Origin of the sequence: Sphingobium sp. (genome assembly GCF_032153725.1) — a bacterium.
Lineage (GTDB): Bacteria > Pseudomonadota > Alphaproteobacteria > Sphingomonadales > Sphingomonadaceae > Sphingobium.
Map to the genome: position 1 here is coordinate 1 of NZ_JALDYQ010000028.1, position 18,266 is coordinate 18,266.

8 protein-coding genes are annotated in these 18,266 nt (G+C 63.2%); all 8 read left to right on the forward strand.

Annotation, left to right across the window (positions count from 1 at the left end; genetic code table 11):
- Positions 1–419, forward strand: a 419-nt coding sequence (locus RUH75_RS11000) for a hypothetical protein (protein WP_313805758.1), incomplete at its 5' end; no start/stop codon positions are given.
- A 431-nt stretch (positions 420–850) separates the two neighbouring features.
- A complete protein-coding gene (locus RUH75_RS11005; protein WP_313805760.1) occupies positions 851–2,461 on the forward strand; it encodes a ShlB/FhaC/HecB family hemolysin secretion/activation protein in 1,611 nt (536 codons plus the stop codon).
- Positions 2,461–8,928, forward strand: a complete 6,468-nt coding sequence (locus RUH75_RS11010) for an MBG domain-containing protein (protein WP_313805762.1) — start codon at positions 2,461–2,463, stop codon at positions 8,926–8,928. The genes RUH75_RS11005 and RUH75_RS11010 overlap by 1 nt, the downstream gene beginning before the upstream one ends.
- A complete protein-coding gene (locus tag RUH75_RS11015; RefSeq protein ID WP_313805764.1) occupies positions 8,928–12,023 on the forward strand; it encodes a CHAT domain-containing protein in 3,096 nt (1,031 codons plus the stop codon). Before RUH75_RS11010 ends, RUH75_RS11015 begins: the two co-directional genes overlap by 1 nt.
- On the forward strand, positions 12,023–14,062 hold the full coding sequence (locus RUH75_RS11020) for an adenylate/guanylate cyclase domain-containing protein (protein WP_313805766.1): 2,040 nt from the start codon (positions 12,023–12,025) through the stop codon (positions 14,060–14,062). Before RUH75_RS11015 ends, RUH75_RS11020 begins: the two co-directional genes overlap by 1 nt.
- Positions 14,063–14,066: 4 nt before the next feature.
- Positions 14,067–14,798, forward strand: a complete 732-nt coding sequence (locus RUH75_RS11025) for a hypothetical protein (protein WP_313805768.1) — start codon at positions 14,067–14,069, stop codon at positions 14,796–14,798.
- Positions 14,799–14,855: 57 nt separating this feature from the next.
- Entirely contained in the window at positions 14,856–15,761 is a 906-nt protein-coding gene (locus RUH75_RS11030) for a phosphodiesterase (RefSeq protein ID WP_313805769.1), read from the forward strand.
- A gap of 165 nt (positions 15,762–15,926) precedes the next feature.
- Positions 15,927–18,194, forward strand: a complete 2,268-nt coding sequence (locus tag RUH75_RS11035; protein WP_313805770.1) for a S8 family peptidase — start codon at positions 15,927–15,929, stop codon at positions 18,192–18,194.
- The last annotated feature ends 72 nt before the right edge of the window (positions 18,195–18,266 follow it).

Below are 18,266 nucleotides of genomic sequence, written 5' to 3' on the forward strand. Positions count from 1 at the left end.
GCTCCTTGCTACGCCATCACGCCGAAATCACTCGGTTCTTCGAGCCGTCCAGCTTGTCCGGGCGAGTTGGGAACGGCACAAAGGGCGGCAGCCTTTTATCGCGATTTCTCGACGAGGCCGCCTGGGATGCGTTCCTTGCAAATCACCAAGCTAGAAAGGGCCTACAGCAACTCGAGGAGCAACTTCAGCAGATTGAGGGCGAAGTCCGCAATGCCGCAAGCGTTGCGTTGGTCTTCGATGGGGGACCCGTGCGCGGATTCTCGGCAATCGACGCTGATTTCGCCGGGCAAGCTCTGCAAGACTATCAGGAGCTGGTGGCCAAACTCGCCACCCAAGCGACGCTAGCGTATCCCGATTGCTCATTGATCTCCTTGAGGCGTGAGCAAAAAACACATTGCCCGCGCCCGCTGAGCGGATGAGAGAAGGGCTCCAGTCTGAACGCGCACCTGTCACGGACCTCTTCAGCAGGCTTGGAGGTCCTTTGCAGGCAGCAAGGTATATCGCCGAGGATGTTCTCCTTGGGGACCACCACGTCATTGAAGGTAAGTTCGGCCGGTGTCCTAAGCGATCAATCTTGCATTTTGCAAATTAATTTACTCAAAATTCACCATCTCTTCTTAGGCCGGATTCACAGATTGGGGCTGGTCAACAGGGGTGAGTAATGGCGACTGCTAAACGGCAGAACCCTCGGTTTAGCTGGGGGAGCGGGTATCTATATTCTGTCGAAATAGCTGTTGCGATTGGCTTGGCGGTGCCCTCCGTAGGCACGGCCCAAACAGCCCCCATAACACCGCCGACGCGCAGCGATCTGGAGCCAGTACCCGAGGCCAAGGCTGTCTCGCGTCCGCGATTGACGGTTGATGACAATATTGAACATGCGCCCTGCGCGTTGGAAGATCCGGCCTATTCCTCGATCAAGATCAGGATCAGCACGGCCAGCTTCCATAATCTGGGTCCGGTGGACGCCAGCGAGTTGAAGGACAGCTACGCCGATTTCGTCGGCACCGAACAGCCGATCAGCGTCGTGTGTCGCATCCGCGACGCCGCCGCGACCAGATTGCGTAAACTGGGCTATATCGCGGCAGTTCAGGTCCCCGCACAGCGCATCGAAAATGGCGCGGTGAATTTCGAGATACTCTATGCCAGGGTCACATCGATCCGCGTCGTAGGCCAAGTTGGCCGCAATGAGAGGCTGATCGAGAGCTACCTGTCGAAATTGGCCGACGGGCAGTTGTTCAACCGATTCCAGGCCGAACGCTACCTGCTGCTGGCCCGCGACATTCCGGGCTATCAGGTGCGCCTTTCGCTCAAGCCCGCAGGCACCGGGGCAGGCGAGATGATCGGCGAAGTGCGGATCGACTACACGCCGGTCACGGTCGATTTCAACGCGCAAAATTATGCCGGTCCCAGCACCGGCCGCTATGGCGGCCAGCTGCGGGCAGTGTTCAACGGCCTTACGGGCATGGGCGACCGCACCACGCTCTCCTTCTATTCGACGGCGCAGGTCCATGAGCAGAATATCCTGCAGGCAGGTCATGAAATGGCGCTGGGCGGCAATGGTCTGCGGATCGGCGGACGCCTGACCTATGCCTGGACGCGGCCTGATCTGGGGCCTGCGGTCCCCGATGTCTCGGCGCGCACGCTGTTCGCCAATGTCGAGGCGATCTACCCATTCGTTCGCAAACAGGCGGTCACCATCCGCGCCGCCGCGGGATTGGACTTCGTCAACCAGACAGTCGATTTCGGCGGGCTCCCCCTTAGCGAAGATCGGCTGCGGGTGGGGTATGTGCGGCTCGATCTGGATGCGATCGACCTCAAGGGCATGGGGCCGGGTGGTTCCATCCTCTGGAAGATCGACGGATCGCTGGAGGCGCGCAAAGGCCTCTCGATCTTCAGCGCCAGCCCCGATTGCATCCGTCAGCAGGCGACCTGCCTTGCAACGGGGTTCGTTGCGCCCAGCCTGCCCGGAGGCGATCCCAATGCGTCGGTCTTCCGCTTCAACGCTAATGTCGAACTGCATCCGCTGCGCCGCTTTGCCGTGATAGTCTCGCCGCGCGCGCAGGTCAGTTCCGCCGGCCTCTTCTCCTTCGAGCGCTTCTCGATGGGCAATTATACGGTCGGGCGCGGCTTCGATCCCGGCACGGTGACGGGTGACGACGGTGTCGGCGTCCAGACCGAGCTGCGCTATGAGGGCTTCCGGCTCAATCCCCGCAGCAAGCTTGAATTCCAGCCCTATCTGTTCCTCGACAATGGCTGGACATGGGACCGGTCGTCGGCGACGGGTGGAGCGCAAAAGCTGCATTCGCTGGGCGGTGGCATTAGAAGCCGCATCGGCGGCCGGGCGCGGCTCGACCTTGGCATCGCTTTCCCGCTCACGACCCTGCCCGGCGAGACAGGGCGCCGCGATCCGCGCTTCCTTGCCACATATTCGATGAATCTTCTGCCCTGGAGCACCCGTTGATGCGCCCCCGTTCGACTCTCTCCCTGCTGCGTAACGCTTCGCTTGTCGCGCTGCTCGCAGCCATGCCGCAGGTGGTGCGGGCGCAGGCCTTCCAGGGCATCGGAACGGTCGATTTTGGCAGTGCGACGATCGATTCCACGATCCCCGGCGTGGATAACATCACCGTCGACACCGCACGCGCGACGATCAGCTGGACGCCCACCGACACCGCGAGCGGCGGCGGCGCGATCAATTTCCTTGCCGGCGGCGACACGGTCAACTTTGCGGCCAATGGCAGCCTGGGCAGCAATTATGTCGTGCTGAACCGCATCATACCCACCGACCAGACACGCGCAGTGCGGCTAGACGGCAATATCAACAGCGATGCGGCAGGCAGCGTCTGGTTCTACAGCCCCGGCGGGCTGCTGGTCGGCAGCACGGCGCGGATCAATGTCGGCAGCTTGCTGCTGACCACCGGCGATCCGGTGGTCGACGGCACGGGCGATTTCATGCCCACTGCCGGCCAGTTCAGTATCGGTGGGCAGCCGGGCAGCACATCGGCGGTGGTAGTCGAGGCCGGGGCCGAGGTCCGCGCCGAAACCATTGGGCAGAATAATTATATCGTCGCCATCGCGCCGCGCATCCAGCAGGACGGGCTGCTCAGCGCACGCGGATCGGTGGCGCTTGTCGCGGCGGAAAGCGCCGACTTCGCGATAGACAGTAGCGGCCTGTTCAACATCAGCGTCACCGCCGGAAGCGAGGTTTCGACCGGCACCTTCACCCATACAGGTTCGACCGGCGGTCCCGATGCCGCCGGGGCGGGCGAGACACGCCGCGTCTATATGGTAGCGGTTCCCAAGAATAACGCGATCACGATGGCGATTGAATCCAGTGGTTCGATCGGCTTCGACGTTGCGGGTGCGGCCAGCCTGGACGGCAACGCCATCGTGCTGTCGGCCGGGCGCAATATCGCCGACAGCGGCACGGGCAATCCGATCGCCGTTGGAGCCGCAGGCGCGGGCACGGCGGACATCAGCATTGCCCGGGGCAGCTACACATCGAACAGCTATGTCAGCGCGGTCGGCAATGTCACCGTCACCGACACAAGCCCTGGCGGTACGCCCGATATCGCTTTTGCATCCAATCTCTCTATCCACGCCGACAACGCCGCCAGGCTGCGTGCCGAACAAGGTATGGTTTCGGTGGGTGGCGACCTGATGCTGGAGGCGGATGCGGGCAGCACGTCCGCAGGCATGGCCTCGCTTGAGGCGGGGTTGGCCGGGACTGCCGTCAATATTGGCGGCAATCTTCGCGTCTCCGCCAGCGAGATCGGCACGACAAGCCCATATGCCTCCGGTGGTATCGCCCAACTGTTGAGTGACGGCGGCTTTGTCACGGTCGGGGGATCGGCGATCGTTGCCGCCAACGCCGTGGGGTATGACACGAGCTTCGGCAGCGGCGGCACAGCCTTTGGCGGCGGTGCGACGGTGAGGATCGGCGCGGGCGGCGGGCTGCTCGTCTCGGGCGGTTCGCTGACAGTCGACGCGTCCGCCAAGGGCGGGCTTGGCGGGGATTACTCCGGCTCCTATGGCGGCGATGCCTATGGCGGGGCCGCGAAGGTCGAAACCACTGGCGCGATGATCACCGTGGCTGGTACGCTAGCCATCAACGGTAGCGCCATCGCAGGCGATGCCGGAACCACGACCGGCGTGGGCGGCGCAGCCTCGGCTGATTCGGTGGAGCTGCTGGTCCAGGGCGCGGTCGCGACCGGCGGACTTTTGCTGGACGCCAGCGCACGCGGAGGCAGCGGCAGCATCGGCGGCAGTGCGACGGCCAGTTCCCTCAGTCTGGTCCCGGCTCCCGGCAGCGTTCTCACGGCATCGGGCGCATCCCTTTTCGACGCATCGGCCCGCGGCGGGAACGGGGCCGTGGCGTCCGGCGGCTATGGACTTGCGGGCAATATTTCTACCGGCGTCGGCAACAGCGCGACGACCATCGACCTGCAATCGAGCGTCGGGTTCAACGCTTCGGCCATCGGCGGCAACAGCGCGAGCGGCCCCGGCGGTGACGCGACGAGCGGAACAATTCTGGTCGCTGCCGATGCCGGGACGCTCAAACTGGCCAGCGCGGGCGGATCGCTGGCATTCGACAGCGGCGTTCAGGCGGGAACCGGTTCCTTGAGCGGCGTTGCCCTGAACGGCTCCACACTGATCCGCTCCGCAGCGGGCGCCACGACCGGCCTTGGCTCGTCGACAGGCAACTCGCCCGGCGACATCGCCATCAGCGCGCCGATCGCGATCGGCGGGAACAACCAGATCAGGATCCAGGCCACAGGCTCGATCGACGCGGCAGGCGCGATCTCCGGCAGCGGCGCAAATGTCCTGCTGACCCTACAGGCGGATTCGGACGGCAATGCCGTGGGAACGGTCACGGCGCAATCCGGCCTGTTCAATCTCACCGGCGCGGGCAGCCAGATCGACATCTACTATAATCCGGCCAGTTTCGGCACGCCCACCGATTTCTCCACCAGCGTCGTCGCGGGCAACTTGACCGCTTACCAACTGGTCAACAGCCTTGCCGATCTTCAGGCCATCAACAATTTCCTCGGCCAGAGCTTTGCGCTCGGACGCGACATCGATGCGACGGCAACCGCCGGATGGAACGGTGGCGCAGGCTTTGTGCCGCTGGGCACGGGATCGGTCTATTCCGGCAATTTCGATGGCCTGGGACATGTCATCACCAACCTGACCGTCAACAATCTCGGCGGAACGCCGACTGGTCTTTTCGCCATGGTTGGCGGTCCGGCCTACCAACCGGCCATTGCGATCCGCAATGTCGGCCTGATCAACGCCAATATCATCGGCGGCGACAGTGTCGGCGGCCTCATCGGCGGGACCGCGAACTGCGGTTTCTGCGGCGCAGTCAAAGTGGCCAACAGCTTCGTGACCGGGGCCGTGACCGGTCAGAGCAATGTCGGCGGCCTGATCGGCGGCACCGGCATGAACAGCTATGTCGACGGTTCCCATTCGACCGCAGCCGTGACTGGCAGCGGTAATCGCATCGGCGGCCTGATCGGTGGCGCCTATCATGCCGTCGTGACCCGCTCCTTCGCGACGGGCAATGTCATCGCGGCGAACAACAGCACCGAAGTCGGCGGCCTGATCGGCTGGCATGATTATGGCAGCATCGACCAGTCCTATGCCAGCGGCGACGTCCTGGCGGGAACGGGCGCGCAATTTGTCGGCGGGTTGACCGGCACCAACTGGGTTTCGGTCAACCGCTCCTACGCGCTGGGCGACGTGATCGCCGGGTCCGGCAGCGACAGCGTGGGCGGTCTGGTAGGGCAGAATATCGGTCCAGGCTATGGCTCCATCAGCGCCAGCTATTCGACCGGCGCCGTCATCGCGCCGGGCAGCACCAATGTCGGCGGCTTCGTCGGCAACAATGCCGGCGGGGGTATCGCCAACAGCTATTGGGATGACTTCACCAGCGGCCTGGCGGCCGGTTTTGGCGCCGACACCGGCACGATCACCAACCTGCTGTCCGTCACGGGCGACCCCAGCCAGTCGGGGGCGAGCAACTATGCCTTCGGCTTCATGGCTTATGGCAATCTGAACCCCAATGACTGGATCTGGGTCGATGACGCGACCCGGCCGATCGGCATATGGGAACAGCCCCGCTTCCAGTCCGGCGGCGCGTCGATCGGCAGCATCCATCAGATGCAGCTCGTCAGCCTCGCGCTCGACGGCAATTACCGGCTGTCCCATGATATCGACGCGACCGAGACGGCGCGCCTGAGCGGCGTCTGGGGCATGGACGGTTTCATCCCGCTGGGCACCGAACCTTCATTTACCGGCATTTTCGATGGCGCGGGCCATGTCATTTCCGGCCTCAGCTTTAACCAGCCCTCGACAAGCGAGATCGGCCTGTTCCGTTACAATGATGGCACGATCCGCAATCTTGGCCTCGCCAATGTCAACATATTGGGCGGTCAAGGCTGGGTCGGCGCTCTGGCCGCCAGCAATGCGGGGACGATCACAGGCTCCTTCGCGACCGGCTTCATCAACTCCGGCGGGTCGGACACGGGCGGCCTGGTCGGCGTGAACCAGGGCACAGGGATCATCGACAATAGCTGGTCCGGCGTAACCGTCAGCGGCGCCAACTATGCCGGCGGCATTGCCGGTTCCAATGATGGCACGATTGCCTTCACCTTCGCCAATGGCGCCGTTACCGGCCCCGGCGCAGGTGGCCTTGTCGGCGCCAACTCGCCATCTGGTTTGATCCTCAACAGCTATTGGGACGGTGAAGCGTCAGGCGTGTCGGTGGGCTGCTCCATAGACGGCGGATCGAGCTGCGCGAACGCCGTCATGCTGACCACCGCCCAGTCGAGACTTGCCTCCAGCTTCGCCGGCTGGTCGCTCGACACGACGGGCAGCAACGCCGCGATCTGGCGCAGCTATGACGGGCTGTCGACCCCGTTGCTGAAATCCTTCCTGCGGCCACTTACCGTCGGACCGACGGATGCGACATTCGCTTATGACGGCACCGTGCCGGTCCTCGACGTCATTCCTGTCGGCACGGACCTCAGCCATATATTCGGCACTGCGGGCATCAGTGGGATCAGCCGCAACGCAGGCAGTCATACCGTCAGCTATGCGGGCGGCCTTTCGTCCGACCAGCTTGGCTATAATATCATCGCCGCCTCCCCGGCGACCCTGACGATCACGCCGGCTTCGCTTGTCCTCAGTGCCTCGGCCGATGCGCGCAGCTATGACGGCTCGACCATATCGGTCGGATCGGTGGGCATCGCCGGACTACAAGCGGGCGACAGCGTAAGCAGCCTAAGCCAATCCTTCGACAGCGCGAATGCAGGCGCACGCACGCTTGCCGTCGACACCGGCTACACGATCAACGACGGCAATGGCGGCAACAACTACACCGTTTCGTTCAACACGGCCTCGGGCACCATCGCACCGGTGGCACTGACCATTGCCGCCAACAACGATGCTTTGACCTATAATGCCGCCGCCTATTCCGGCGGCAACGGCGTGACCTATAGCGGGTTCGTCAATGGCGAAACCCAAGCGGTCCTGAGCGGTGCGCTCAGCTATGCGGGAAGTTCGCAGGGCGCGATCAATGTCGGAAGCTATGCCATCACGCCGGGCGGCCTGACCTCCGGCAACTACACCATAAGCTATGTCGACGGATCGCTCTCCATCTCTCCGGCTGCGCTTCTTTTGAGCGCCTTGCCTGATGCGCGGTCCTATGATGCGTCGACCGGTTCCACCGCAGCCGTCGGCATTACCGGTCTTCAGGGCGCCGACAGCATTACCGGTCTTGCCCAGTCCTTCGACAGCGCCAACGCTGGCTCGCGCACCCTGACGGTCAACGCGGGTTATGCGATCAGCGACGGCAATGGCGGCGCGAACTATGCCGTGACCCTCACCAATGCCAGCGGCAGCATCACGCCTGCCGCCGCGACGATCACCTACACCGCCAACCCGACAAGCAGCGCTTATGGTGATGCCCCGGGCGTCCTGACCGGTACGGAAAGCGCCAGCGGACTGTTCGGTTCGGACAGTCTGGCGACGGTAACGACCGGCACCGCAGTCTATTCCACCTCTGTCAATGGGCTGAGCGGGGTCGGCAGCTATGCCGTCACCGGATCGGGGCTGACAGGCAATTCGGCAAATTATAGCTTCTCCTTTGCACAGGCCCCGGCGAACGCCACCGCTTATTCGGTCATTGCCCGTGCGATCACCATCACCGGCGATTTTCTCAGCCGGCTCTATGGCGATGCCAATCCGGCGCTCACCTATACGGTCGGCGGCGCGGGGCTGGTCAATGGCGACGCGCTGACCGGCTCGCTCGCCACCACCGCCAACGGACTATCCGGGGTCGGTTCCTATGCCGTGACGCAGGGCACGCTTGCCGCTTCGCCCAATTATGTGTTGACCTATGTCAATGGATCGCTGGGCGTCACGCCCCGGCCGCTCATCATCAATGCTGATCCCACAAGCCGCCTGCAATCGGATCCCAATCCGACTCTGACCTATAGCGTCGGCGGCAATGGCCTGGTGAATGGCGACGGTCTGTCCGGCGCGCTGGCCACCAGCGCGACGATCGCCTCGCCCGCGGGCGTCTATCCCATCACGCAGGGGACGCTGTCGGCTTCCGCCAACTACGCGGTGACCTTCAACGGCAATGACCTGACCGTCCTTCCCTGCAACGCAGCCAATGGCTGTGCGGGATCGACCGTGCCCACAATCGCAAACCAGCTGAACGGTTCGGTGCAGCAGCAGGAGCAGAGCGCGACGTCGCCAACCGAAGAGGAACAGAAGGAACAGGCCGCGGCCGAAGGCACGGGCAATCCCAAGGTGGTGGTCAACAGCGTGATCGACACGAGGGACGTCAGCCAGCCGCCGCCCGTGGACGAGCCGGTTTCAGGGACCGGCAATTCCTCCCTCTGGATTCCGGGAGATCAATGATGAAGCGTATCGCCCCATGGCTGGCTACGGCGGTATTCGCCCTTGCCCATGCTCCCGCCCTTGGATCACCCGCCGCCGTTTCGGCCTCCGACAGCTTTCGCGTCGGCGATCGCGGCGTCTTGTGCACCGCGCAGCGGCGCAGCGAGGACGGCCGGTTCACCTCGATGTTTGACCGGGCCTATGATGTGGTCTGCCGCGATGCGGCAACGCCGGTTGCGCGTCTCTATACGCTCAAGGTCCGCGCTGGAGATCCGGCTAGTGGCCCCGACAAGGATCTGTCCTGCGCCAGTCCAGCGGTCATGGAGATAGCTGAACTTGGCGGGGTCAGCAAAGCCGAGTGCCGCAACGGCGCGGGCCTCAATTACACCATCTACCGCCTGAATCGTGGCAACCAGCAGCTCATCGCCCAGGGTCTGTCGGCTTATGATAGCGCCCTACAGGTCGGGCTGCGCGCGCTCGCGGCGGATCGCCCCGTCGGCGGTGAAATCGCGGTGGCGACCACCAACGCGGGCGATCCTGCCGCCTTTGCGCGGGTGCAGGCGGCCAGCCTCGATCCGAGTCAGGCGCTGGCCGCTGGCTATGAGCGCAATATCGAGGGCAGCTACGCCGAAGCATCGGAATTTTTCGAGGCGCTGGTCGGCCGGGTCCGCATCCATAACAGCGACACCGGCAAGGGCGCCGAATATTATGCCAATGCCGCCATGCAACAGTCGAACCTCGGCAATCTGGCCGAGGCCGATCGCCTGTTCGCTGATGCGGCCAAGGTTGCGGACGGATCGGACCCGTTGTTCAGCCGCCTGTTTCGCAACCTGAAGGCCATGCACCGGCTCAATCAGCGCGATGCCGACGGCGCCCTCGCCACGCTCGACACCGCGGTTCCGGTCATGGCCGAGGCGGCGGGATCAAGCGAACGGCTGAACCAAGGCTTCATCGACAGGAAATTGTCGCAGCGGCTTCAGGTCGATGACGGCGCCATGACCAGGCTGGGCGGAGGGGCGACGCATCTGACCGAAGGCGAACGGGCCACGTTGCTCGATGCCCAGTCGGATTATCTGCGCGGCGTCGCTCTGCGTTTGAAGCATGAGTCCAATGCGGCCAGGACCGCATTCACGCGGGTGATGGCCGCCTATGCATCGGTGCGCGGCGGCGCGGTGCGATCGATGCACTGGATGATCGCCAGCGTCTCCACCGAACTGGCGCAACTGGCGGAGGCGGAGGGTAAAGGCAGTGTTGCCGAAAGCCATCTGCGCGATGCGTTGCGCATCTATGAGGCGGACTATCCGGAAACGGCGACCCTGTTGGGCGCCAGGGCCAGGCTGGCTGGGCTGCAGGCAAGACATGGCGCGATGGATGATGCCATTCCCGCCTATCGCCAGCTGGTGCGCGACGCGGCACGGGTTCCAGGTGGCAGCGAAGCCTTGCGCGCGCTCATCAAACCCTATTTCGATGCGCTCACCGCGAAGGGCGATGCTCAGTCGGCGAGGGATTTCTTCGTGGCCAGTCAGGCGATGGTGCGCCCCGGCGTCGCCCAGACTCAGGCGGTGTTCGCGCGGGAACTGTCTGGCGGCAGCGACGAGGCATCGAGCCTTTTTCGCCAGTCGATCAGCCTGACCCGCGACATCGTCGTCACGGATGTGGAAATCGGCCGTCTCAGCGCCATTGAAACGCGCACGCCGCAGGAGGATCAGGCGCTTGCTGCGGCGCAGGCGCATCGTCAGCAGGCCGGCACGGATCAGACAGCTCTGCTGGCCCGGCTGGCCGCATTCCCCAAATTTCGGGTCATGGCCAATTCGGCCCTCGAACTGGACGGGATGCAGGCCGCGCTCAAGGCCGGCGAAGCCTATTACAAGCTGCTGATTGTTGACGAGGCGGCCTATGGCATATTGGTGCGCCCCGACAGCGCCCGGATTTTCCCGGTCCGGGCCAGCCGCGAAGAACTGGAGAAGCTGACCAACGCCATCCGCGATTCCATCGTAATCGAGGAATCGAACCAGTTGACCACCAATCCGTTCGACCTCTCCGCGTCACACAGAATGTACGAGCTTCTGTTCGGCGCGGTGGCGGCAGAGATTCCGTCAATCAGGCATCTGGTGTTCGAGCCCGATGGTCCGCTTCTCAAGCTTCCCGCCAATGTGCTGGTGATGGATCAGGCAAGTGTCGACGCTTATGCCAAGCGCCAGAAGGAGAAGAACCCGGACGAATTCGATTTCACTGGAACCGCCTGGCTTGGTCGCGACCGCATTGTCTCCACCGCCGTATCGGCTCAATCCTTTATCGACGTTCGTCGACTGCCGGCCTCGCGCGCCACGCGGCATTATCTGGGCATGGGCCAGAACATGCCGACGGCCAGGCTGGAGTGGGCGCCGCACAGCGACGAGGGTCGCGATCCCTGCGACTGGGCGCTGTCGCTCTGGAACAAGCCGATCTCCTCGGCTGAACTCAAGCTCGCCTCGCGACTTCTGGGTGGGGCCGGCAATGAGGTGGTGACCGAAGAGGGCTTCTCCGACACGGCCCTGCGCGAACGGGACGATCTGAAGGATTTCCGCATCATTCAGTTCGCGACCCACGGTCTGGTCACCGCCCCGCATCCCGGTTGTCCAGCCCGCCCCGCGCTGGTGACCTCCTATGGCAAGCATGAATCCGACGGGCTCTTGAGCTTCAAGGAAATCTTCGACCTCCATCTTGACGCCGATACGGTGATCCTCTCGGCCTGCGACACGGCCGGCGCCGCGACGGCGGCGGCGACGCGCGAAGCCGGTATCGGCACTGGCGGCAATTTCGCGCTGGACGGGCTGGTGCGGGCCTTTGTCGGCGCCGGGGCGCGATCAGTCATCGCCAGCCACTGGCCGGTGCCCGACGACTATGATGCGACCAAAAAACTGATGTCGCTGATCTACGAGGACAGCGCCACGCGCCCGGTCGGGGAATCCATGCGGCTTTCGCAGAACCGGCTGATGGACGATCCGCTGACATCCCACCCCTATTACTGGGCGGCCTTCGCCATTGTCGGTGACGCTGCCAAGCCGCTGTCGAGCGGCATGACCGATCAACTCGCCGATGCGGCAACGGACGCACAGCAGAAGGACGCACGGTAATGAGCGATACCCAGGAAAAAGCGGCTCCGGGCTTTGCCAGACGGCTGGGCAAGCTGGCGACGCAGATCGGCCGGGGCCGGATCGCCCTCTCGCTGGTGGGGCTGGTCCTGGCAGTACTGGTCGCCCGGTTCAGCTGGAACCTGCCGTTCGCCGTCGATGCGGAACATGCCCTGTTCGATGCGCGCGTCATCGCCACCGCGCCGACCGTGGAGCAGGACAATCGTGTCGTCATGGTCCCCTACACGGATGAGACTCTGATCAGGACCGGCAAGCGTTCGCCGTTGGACCGCACGACCTTGGCCAAGGCGCTTGCGCGGCTCGACACCATGGGTGCCAAGGGGATCGGCATCGATATCCTGATCGACCAGCCCCAGAGCGACGACGCCTTGCTCATCAAGACCTTCCAGTCGATGAAGACGCCGACCTTCCTTGCTCATGCTTCGATCGACACGGCCAGCGACAAGATTCTCTACGAACAACAACAATTCCTGGAGACGTTCCAGAAGGAAATCGCCCGTGGTGGCAATGTCCATCCGACCAGCATCGTCATCCAGACCGATTCCGACAATGTCATGCGCAAATGGGCCGACATCATCCCCGGCGCTCCGCTCCGCATGCCCAATGCGCTCAATCCCGGCGACAAGGCCTTCACCCATTATACCGGCAGCCTGGCCTATCGCCGGCCGGCGCTGAAGGATCAGCCGATCTTCGCCGCCATCCCCATCGATACCTTCGCCAATGACGACCTGTTCCAGTCGCCGGAGGCGGCGGCAATGTTCGCGCAGCAGATCAAGGGGAAATATGTCCTCATCGGCGGCAATATCCAGGATATCGATATCTTCCAGACGCCACTGACCCGCGGCGCGGGCAAGGATGAAGCGAAGAATATCTGGGGGATGGAGCTGTTCGCTCATATGCTGGCCCAGATGATGGACGGCCGGTTGCTGAAGCCGGTGCCGAACGCCGTGCTGTGGCTGGCTGCCTTTGCATCCGTGCTCGCTGGCGCCTTTACCGCCTCCTTCAACCGCAAACCGCTTGTGTCTGGTTCGCTGCTGGCGGTCCAGATCGCGGCGCTGGGCGGCATCCCGTTCCTGCTCGCTGCCAATGACATCGAAACCTATGGCCTTCCCGCATTCGGCTGGATCGTCGGCTGGCTGGCCGCGTTCATCATCGCCGGATCGGCGGCGCGGGCGCTCAGCGCCGAGCAGCGCCGGTTCGCGCAAGGCGCGCTGGGCAAATATCTGCCTGCCGACATTGCCGCAGAAATCATGAAGGACCCCGATTCCCTTCAGCTTGGCGGACAGAAACGCGAGATATTCGTGATCTTCTCCGACCTTGAGGGCTTCACCAAATTGAGCCACGCCATCGAACCGGAAATGGTGGCGAAGCTGCTCAACCGCTATCTCGACATGCTGAGCGATGTTGTTCTCGCCCATGGCGGGACCATCGACAAGTTCGTCGGCGACGCCGTCGTGGCCTTCTGGGGCGCACCGATCAGCCGCCCGGACGATGGCGAACGCGCGGTCAAGGCGGCGCTTGCCATGCATGCCGCCGGAGAGGAGTTCCGCAGGACCGTACCCCAAGGCGTGCCGCCGATCGGCATGACACGGGTCGGTCTTCACCATGGCGAAGCGATCGTCGGCAATTTCGGCGGCGAAGGACGCATCCAGTACACGGCGCTGGGTGACAGCATGAACACCGCGGCGCGCCTTGAATCCGCGAACAAGCAGACCAAGTCCGCCGTCCTTGTCAGCGAGAGCGCGAAGGACCGCTCCGGTCTCGATATCTTCCGGCCGATGGGCAATGTCGTGCTGCGCGGCCGGGCTTCGTCGATCGGCATTTTCGAGCCGGTACCCGACATGCCCGAGGCGGAGCGCAAGCAGTTTTGCGATGTCGCGGGCAAGGCCATTGGCGGCTGTGCCGATGCGCTGATCGCGCTTGAAAAGAAATCGGAAACCATAGCGGATGACAAGGCCTTAACGCAGTTGATTTACCGACTGAGGAACCAGGAAAGAGGAGGGTATTTTGTTCTCGACTAGGAAGTTGACGGCACTTGCGGGCGCAGTGATCGCCCTTGCCGCCGCCGATGCGGCTCTTGCGGGAACCATGGTGGTCCGTTCAACCGGCCCTTCGGCCGCCTCCTATCCCGTGGGCAAGACCCTCGCGGCGGACGCGAAGCTGACGCTCAAGCCCGGTGATCTGATTACTGTGCTTGACGCCAGCGGCACGCACGTCCTGAAGGGGCCGGGCCAGATCGCGGTTGCCGGTTCGGGCGCGGCGACGGGTTCGGGCTTTACCGCCTTACTCGCCAATGCCGGCGCGCGCCAGTCGCGTACCGGGGCCACCCGCAGCGCCATTGGGGGCGGTCCTGCCCGCAGCCCGAATGTCTGGTATGTGGATACCTCGCGCGGCGGGATGCAATGTCTTGCCGATGCCAACCTGACCGCAATCTGGCGTCCGGACAATGCCATGGAGGGTTCGGTTACCTTGACCCGCGAGGGCGACGGCAAGAGCGCGGTCGTGGATTTCCGCGCGGGCCAATCGGTTCGCGCCTGGCCGGTCGATGAACTGCCCGTTGCCGAAGGTACGCGTTTCAAGATCGCGTTGACCGGCGTGGCAGAGCCAGTCACGGTCAAGGTTACCATGGTGAGCCCGGCCAATACCGAACTGGATGGCGTCGCATCGGCATTGCTGGCCAAGGGCTGTAGCAACCAGATCGACGTCCTGGTCGAAGGTTCGAAGCAGGAAACGACGCCGGCGCTGGCCGCAAACTGATGCGTGCCGGCCGGGTAGGGGCCCGGCCGGCGCAACGCACTTGGGGAGGGGCAACTGGTGCTGATAGCGCAAATCACCGACATTCATCTTGGCTTCGATCCGGGCAATCCGGACGAATTGAACCGGCAGCGCCTTGACATGGTACTTGACCGTTTGACGACCGGGCCAAACCGGCCGGACCTTCTGCTGGTTACGGGCGATCTCACCGACAAGGGCGACCCGGAAAGCTATGCCCGCCTGGCAGAGGCGCTGGCGCCCTGTCCGTTTCCGGTGCATCTGTGCGTCGGCAATCACGACCTTCGCGATGCGTTTCGGGCGCAGTTCCCGCATGTTCCCGACGCCTTCGGCTTCATTCAATATGCGATCGATCTCGACGGCCTGCGTATCCTGGTCCTCGATACGCTGGAGGAAGGCCGTCATGGTGGGGCGTTCTGCGCAACCCGCGCGACCTGGCTGCGCGCCAGGCTGGCGGAAAAGCCGGATGTGCCCACCGTCATTGCCATGCACCACCCGCCCACCGAGATGGGGATTGATTGGATGGACACCGTCTCCCAGGAACCCTGGGTCGCCCGCTTCGCTCGGGCTATCTGGGGCGCCGATCAGGTGAAGGCGATTGTCTGCGGTCATGTCCACCGGCCGATCATGACGCTCTGGCAGGGGCGGCAGCTGACCGTCTGCGCCTCATCCTCTCCCGAAGTCGCGCTGGATTTCCGCCCGATTGATCCCGATGCGACCGATGGGCGGGCGATGATCGTCGCCGAGGCGCCGGGACTGGCGTTTCATCGCTGGGACGGCGAACGGCTGATCACGCATTTTGACGTTGGTGGTAAACGCCAGGTTCTGGCGCAATATGATACAAGGATGCAGGAGCTGGTCCGGCACTTGCTTGAAGAGCGTCCCATGGAAACCGGGGGGACGAAAAACCTGACTGTCCGCAGCTGGGGCCGAAAAATTGGTGGCTGAACGGCCGGGAAGGGTCGCGTTTCACTCCCCTTCATTCCATCAGGTTGAATGAGCATTATACCTTGTCCGATTCCGGCATCACCTCACTTGCTTAAGTGAATTTTTAACCATCTCAGCTAAGCGGCAGGCAGGAAAATTTTCATTTGTCCCAGCGGAGCTTAATCGGTGCGGAATAAGTATTTTGGCGGGTTGGCCTTGCCGCTCCTGCTCGCACTGTCGGCCTGCGGTGGCGGCGGGGGGACCAACTCGACTCCGCCGCCGCCATCGACCACTACGGTTCCGACTGCGCCAGTTTCCGTTCCGGTGTCGCCGCCGGGCAGGGCCAATTTCGATACGCCGGAATATCGCCTTTCGAACGCCGCCTCAGCTGCTGGCGCGATCACCGCTTATGAGGCTGGCGCCTCCGGCCAAGGCATCAAGCTGGCGTTTGTTGATAGCGGCATCAATTCGGCACTGTCGGAGTTTTCCGGGCGTATTGATGCTGCCAGCGACGACGTCGCGGGAAACCGCGGAGTCTCGGACGAGGATGGTCACGGCACCGCCGTGGCGGCGGTGGCCGCGGCGGCTAAGAACAGCCTGGGAATGCATGGCGTCGCATTCAATGCAACCATAGTCAGTTTACGCGCGGACACACCGGGCAGTTGCTCTGGTTCAGACGGTTGCGTGTTCGGTGACGAGGCGATCGCCAGGGGGATTGATGCTGCACGAGTGGCAGGCGCTCGGGTTGTCAATCTGTCGCTCGGCGGCGAGACACCCAACAGCAGGGTCATGGAGGCGATGAGTCGAGCGACTCAGGCCGGGATCATATTGGTGATCTCCGCCGGCAATGGCGGCGAGACGCCCGAAGGTGACAATCCTGACGGTTTTGCTCTTTATCCCGCACAACAGCTTGGCAATGTCATCATAGCAGGTTCGGCGGGGGTCGATGATGGTAGTGGCGGCACCAATCTGGATCTGCTTTCAACCTTTTCCAATCGCGCCGGGAACGGCGCCGATCATTATCTGACTGCTCTTGGCTATCGTGACCGGACCATCAATCAGACCGGAGCAGCTTATTATTATTCAGGAACAAGCTTCTCGGCTCCGGTGATCTCGGGAGCGGTGGCCTTGATGGCTCAGGCATTTCCTAATCTCACCAGTGCGCAGATCATCGATATTCTGTTCCGCAGCGCGGACGACCTGGGCGCATCAGGTACCGACCCGACCTTCGGCAAAGGTCGACTGAACATTGCTCGCGCCTTTCAGCCGATCGGTTCCACTACCTTGGCCGGAAGCGTCGCCGCGGTTTCGCTGGGGAGCAATGGACAACTTCCGGCCGCTGCCGGCGATGGCGGTCAGGGATCGATGGGAGCTGTGGTCCTGGACAGTTATTCGCGGGCATTTATCATCAATCTGTCCTCGACGCTGGCAAGGTCGCGACCTGTTCAGCAGCTGGCGTCGTCCCTTCGCGTCGGCCTGCACAGTTCTACGCTGGCGGCTGGCGCCTTCGCCCTGTCCATGAACTGGAATCAGCGAAGCGGGCTTTTTCCAGCATTTCAACGCGATCGGATCGGCATCGGGCCGGAAGATGCCCGCACGTCGCGGTTGGTGGCCGCCTCTGCCATGGCGCGGGTGGATGATCGGACCGGTTTTGCGATTGGCTTCGGTCGAAGCTCGAAGGAACTCGAGCGGCAGTTGGCTGGATCATCTGGCGACGGTTTCCTGATCGCGCGCGACATCGTAAGCGACCCCGGGTTCATTGCCAGCCATGACGGAAGTGTCGCGATGCGGCGTGAGATTGGCCGCATGGGAATGACCTTGTCGAGCGAGCAGGGCACCGTATGGAACCTGATCCGAACCGGCATCCGCGCGCCTTCTTATCGCATATCGAGCGTAGCATTCGACAAGCGCCACATCGACATGTCACTGTCACTGGCCATCAGCAGGCTCGAGGAAAAACAGACGGTGCTTGGTGGTCGAATGAGCCAAGCGCTGGGAGGCGAAGGCTCAGATAGCTGGTTCGTGGACGCTGAGGCGCGCCGCGATTTCAATGACGGCCTCAGCGCCGGCCTGAGCTTGCGCCGTGGCTGGACGCACTTCGGCGGCGGAGCCTTCACGACCGCCGCCTATAGTATGGGATTTTTCAAAACCGGCGTGCTGGAGCGCCGTGACCGGCTCAATTTTCGACTGGCTCAGCCATTGCGGGTGGTCGGCGGAGGTTTCAGCCTCCTGCTTCCTACCGCTTATGAGTACGCAACGGGTAAGGTGACAAGCAGCAGGACGCGTCTTTCGTTCGTTCCAAGCGGGCGCGAGATTGATGCTGAAATCACCTATGGCCGGGCATTCTTCGGCGGTTGGATTGACGGCAATTTGTTCATGCGTCGCCAGCCCGGGCATATCGCCATGGCTGACGCCGATGTCGGCAGCGCAATTCGCTTCAGACTGGGGCTGTGAGTTGCCTGTTTGACGGACGAGGCCTCGGCATTCTTGGCGCGTTGGCAAGTCTCTGTGCACGATTCTAAAAAT

Coding starts and splice junctions, on each gene's coding strand:
- RUH75_RS11020 (WP_313805766.1), top strand. CDS start 12,023: ATGAGCGATACCCAGGAAAAAGCGGCTCCGGGCTTTGCCAGACGGCTG.
- RUH75_RS11015 (WP_313805764.1), top strand. CDS start 8,928: ATGAAGCGTATCGCCCCATGGCTGGCTACGGCGGTATTCGCCCTTGCC.
- RUH75_RS11010 (WP_313805762.1), top strand. CDS start 2,461: ATGCGCCCCCGTTCGACTCTCTCCCTGCTGCGTAACGCTTCGCTTGTC.